4 protein-coding genes are annotated in these 4,063 nt (G+C 65.6%); 1 reads left to right on the top strand and 3 read right to left on the bottom strand.

What is annotated here, in order from left to right; genetic code table 11:
- Window positions 1-902, top strand: a 902-nt coding sequence (locus AC1DT2_RS17010; protein ID WP_477297644.1) for an MFS transporter, incomplete at its 5' end; no start/stop codon positions are given.
- A 141-nt stretch (window positions 903-1,043) separates the two neighbouring features.
- Here the strand turns inward: AC1DT2_RS17010 and aat are convergent.
- From aat to trxB, 3 genes are read right to left on the bottom strand one after another with little or no spacing between them, the layout of a single operon-like run.
- A complete protein-coding gene (gene aat / locus AC1DT2_RS17015; protein WP_477297645.1) occupies window positions 1,044-1,754 on the bottom strand; it encodes a leucyl/phenylalanyl-tRNA--protein transferase in 711 nt (236 codons plus the stop codon).
- On the bottom strand, window positions 1,751-2,887 hold the full coding sequence (locus tag AC1DT2_RS17020) for a GNAT family N-acetyltransferase (protein ID WP_477297646.1): 1,137 nt from the start codon (window positions 2,885-2,887) through the stop codon (window positions 1,751-1,753). The genes aat and AC1DT2_RS17020 overlap by 4 nt, the downstream gene beginning before the upstream one ends.
- A gap of 41 nt (window positions 2,888-2,928) precedes the next feature.
- Window positions 2,929-3,891: a thioredoxin-disulfide reductase gene (gene trxB / locus AC1DT2_RS17025; RefSeq protein ID WP_477297648.1), complete on the bottom strand. Its 963-nt coding sequence runs from the start codon at window positions 3,889-3,891 to the stop codon at window positions 2,929-2,931.
- Between the last annotated feature and the right edge of the window lie 172 nt (window positions 3,892-4,063).

Consider the following 4,063-nt stretch of genomic DNA (forward strand, 5'->3'; position numbering starts at 1 on the left):
TCTACATCAACGTACCGATCGGTCTTGCCGGCATGTGGCTGGCGACGAAGTACGTCCCCGATGTGCGCATCGCCGAGCGGCAGCGTTTCGACACAGTGGGCTTCATCCTGTCGGGCATCTCGCTGTCGTGCCTGGTATTCGGGCTGGAAATGGCGAGTCGTGGCGGTACGGCGGGGTCGAGTTCCGCGGGGTTGATCGTCGGTGGCCTCATCGTCGGTGCGGTTTACGTGTGGCATTCCAAACGCGTGGCCAATCCCATCCTCGACCTCTCGTTGATGCGCTTTCCCACCTTCCGTCTTTCGGTGATCGCAGGGTCGCTCACGCGCATCACGGCGGGCTCGGTGCCCTTCCTCCTGCCGCTGATGATGCAGCTGGGCTTCGGGTTTTCCGCCGCGCACAGCGGCGTGGTGACCTTCGTCTCCGCCCTTGGTGCCATGCTGATGAAGGCCACCGCGGCGCCCGTGCTCCGCTTGTGGGGCTTCCGCGCCACCCTGGTCTGGAACGGCGTGCTGTCGATGGTCTGCGTCGCCTTGTGCGCCGCCTTTCGACCGGACTGGCCGTTGTGGACGATCTACACCGTCCTGCTTCTGAGCGGCTTCTTCCAGTCGCTACAGTTCAGCGCGTACAACACGGTGGCCTACGCGGATGTGCCAAGTGAACGGTTCTCCAGCGCCACGAGCTTCTACACGACGTTCCAGCAGCTGATGCTGTCGGTAGGCATCTGCGTGGCCGCGGCGGCGCTGCATGTATCGGTGACGTGGAACGGGCACGCGCACGCGCAGCTGCCGGATTTCAGCGTGGCGTTTCTCGTGGTGACGTTCGTGTCGCTGATTGCCGCGCCGGTGTGCCTGGCGTTGCCGAGGAATGCCGGGGCTGAGATGAGCGGGCACAGAGGTCGGTAACCGGAAGCCTGCTCGGTAGGAGCCGATTTATCGGCGATTGGGTGCTGGCGACGGAATGGCAATCTGGCGGCCGCTGCCGCGGCCATCGCCGATGAATCGGCTCCTACCAAGCCGATTTATCGGCGATGTTTTTCCCGCGTGTCAGGGCAGGGTTATGGGGTGCTGCACCCACGAACCGACCATCCCCGGCATCGCCGCCAGGCGCTTGGCCTGCGCCACGAACTGCCGTCTCGGAATCTCCACCGCACCCATTGATAGCAGGTGATCGTTGGTCACCTGGGCGTCGAGGAACGGAAACCCCCAGCGATGCAACAGCTGGCACATGCCGGCCAGTGCGACCTTCGAACCGCCGGTGCGTGCCGAGAACATCGACTCGCCGCAGAACAACCGACCGACGGCGACACCATAAATCCCGCCCACCAGCGAACCGCGGTCCCACACCTCGACGCTGTGCGCGTGACCCTGCCGATGCAGCTCTTCGTACGCCGCAATCATGTCGTCGCCGATCCATGTGCCGATCGATCCGCTGCGCGGCGCGGCACAGGCGCGCATCACGCGGGTGAACGAGGTATCGGCGGTGATCCGCCAGTTGGACTTCGACAGCTGCTTGCGCAGGCTGCGGCTGATGTGGACCGCGTCGGTGCGGAACACGCAACGTGGATCCGGTGACCACCAGAGGATCGGCTCATCCGCGTTGAACCAGGGAAAGACGCCCTGCGCATAAGCCGCGATCAAACGCTCGGGCGAAAGATCGCCGCCCCAGGCGAGCAGGCCGTTGGGTTCGTCCAGCGCATCCTCGGGATCCGGAAACAGGCCGGGGCGGAGGGGATTCAGTTGCGGCAGGCGGATCATCGGTCCGCGTACGGCGAATGGGCGAGCAGTTCGTCGCGATACGCTTCGCGGTGCAGCGCTTCTTCTTCGAGCGCGCCGGCCACGGCCCGGCGGAAGCCCTCGTGGGCGATGTAATGCCGCGAGTGCGTCAGCGTCGGAAGGAAGCCGCGGGCCAGCTTGTGCTCGCCCTGTGCGCCGGGTTCGAAACGGGCGATGCCTTCGCGGATCGCATAGTCGATACCACGGTAATAACAGAGCTCGAAGTGCAGCCCGGAGACTTCGACGCTGGCGCCCCAGTAGCGTCCGTACAGCGCGTCGCCGCCGCGCAGGAACAAGGCCATGGCGACGATCTCGTTGCCGTCGCGCGCCATCGCGACCTGCACCTTCGGGCCCAGGGTGCGACCCAGGTACTGGAAGAAGCGTGCGGTCAGCGCGGCGTGGTTGCCCTTCAGGTCGAAGGTGAGTTCGTAAAGCGCGTGGATCTGCCGCCACTCGGCGTCGGAGAGTTCGTCGCCGCCGCGCATGTCCAGCTGCAGGCCGGCATCCATCGCATGGGCGCGTTCCTGGCGGATGTTCTTCCGTTTCTTGGCCTTGAGCGAGGCGAGGAAGGCGTCGAAATCCGCGTAGCCCTGGTTGTGCCAGTGAAACTGGTAATCGGAGCGGACCAGCCAGCGATCGTCGAAAGCGTCCAGGTCGGCGTCGGCGAGGAAGTTGGCGTGAATCGAGGACAGGCCCAGGCGGTCCGCTTCGTCGACCAGGGCCGCGGTGAGCCGGTTGCGCAGGATCTCCGCCTCGATGCCGTCGCGCACCAGCAGCCGGGGGCCGGGCACGGGCGAGTAGGGCGAGGCGACCAGCATCTTCGGATAGTAGTCGCCGCCGGCGCGTTCCCAGGCCGAGGCCCAGCTCCAGTCGAAGACGAACTCGCCGTGCGAGTTGCCCTTGAGGTAGGTGGGAGCGGCGGCGATCAGGCGATCGTTCGTGTCGAAGATGCCCAGGTGGTAGGGCTTCCAGCCATAGTCTTCGCGCAGGCAGCCCTTGGCTTCCATCCCGCTCAGGAAAGCGTGCGACACGAAAGGGTTGCCGTCGGGCACAAGCGCGTCCCAGTCGGCGGGCGCAATGCCACCAAGGCTGTCGAGGAATCGAATGCCGGTCATGCGGCGGTTGCCCCGCGCGCGAGGCGCGGGGCCGGTTCCGGTCAGGTCAGCATGTGCTGTTGGTCGAGCCAGCGCTCGGCGTCGAGCGCGGCCATGCAGCCGAAGCCCGCCGAGGTCACCGCCTGGCGGTAGACATGGTCGGCGACGTCACCGGCGGCGAACACGCCCGGCACCGAGGTGGCCGTGGCGCCGCCGTGCAGGCCGGACTGGATCTGGATGTAGCCGTCCTTCATCTCGAGCTGGCCTTCGAAGATGCCGGTGGCCGGGGTGTGGCCGATCGCCACGAAGAAACCCTGGGCTTCCAGATCGCGCTTCACGCCGGTGTTGACGTCCTTGACGCGCACGCCGTTGACGCCGGAGTCGTCGCCGAGGATTTCGTCGACCTGGTGGTTCCACAGCAGCTCGATCTTGCCGGCAGCTACCTTCTCGAACACCTTGTCCTGCATGATCTTTTCCGCACGGAACTTGTCGCGGCGGTGGACCAGGTAGACCTTGCGGGCGATGTTGGCCAGATACAGGGCCTCTTCCACGGCGGTGTTGCCGCCGCCGACCACGACCACGTCCTGGTCGCGGAAGAAGAAGCCGTCGCAGGTGGCGCAGGCGGAGACGCCGCGGCCCTTGAACTTCTCTTCCGAGGCGATACCCAGGTACTTGGCGGTGGCGCCGGTGGTGACGATCAGCGCATCGGCCGTGTACTCGCCGCTGTCACCCTTCAGGTGGAACGGGCGGACGGCCAGGTCCACGCTGTGGATGTGGTCGAAAACCATCTCGGTTTCGAAGCGCTCGGCGTGCTCGGCCATGCGCCGCATCAGTTCCGGACCCTGAACACCCTTTTCGTCACCCGGCCAGTTGTCCACCTCGGTGGTGGTCATGAGCTGGCCGCCCTGTGCCAGGCCGGTGATCATCGTCGGCTTGAGGTTGGCGCGCGCCGCATAGACGGCGGCCGTGTATCCGGCGGGGCCGGAGCCGAGGATCAGCAGGCGGCTGTGCTTGGGGGTGCTCATGTATAATCCTTGAGGTTTACTGCGGCGTGTTTCGGTCGTACCGCTAGCCCCTTGCGGCAGGATGCTAAAGCCGTGTCGAGGGTTTGCGAGGTGTGTCGACCCGTGAGAATGGGGAAGACCGAGGTGCGATTCAAGACATCGATGCAATGACGGCTGTCGCCTTGTCCCCACG

It is taken from the genome of Luteibacter sp. P4_E6 (assembly GCF_056401535.1).

Excerpts from the sequence above, each read along its gene's own strand:
- trxB (WP_477297648.1), bottom strand. The coding sequence starts at position 3,891 with ATGAGCACCCCCAAGCACAGCCGCCTGCTGATCCTCGGCTCCGGCCCC.
- aat (WP_477297645.1), bottom strand. The coding sequence starts at position 1,754 with ATGATCCGCCTGCCGCAACTGAATCCCCTCCGCCCCGGCCTGTTTCCG.
- AC1DT2_RS17020 (WP_477297646.1), bottom strand. The coding sequence starts at position 2,887 with ATGACCGGCATTCGATTCCTCGACAGCCTTGGTGGCATTGCGCCCGCC.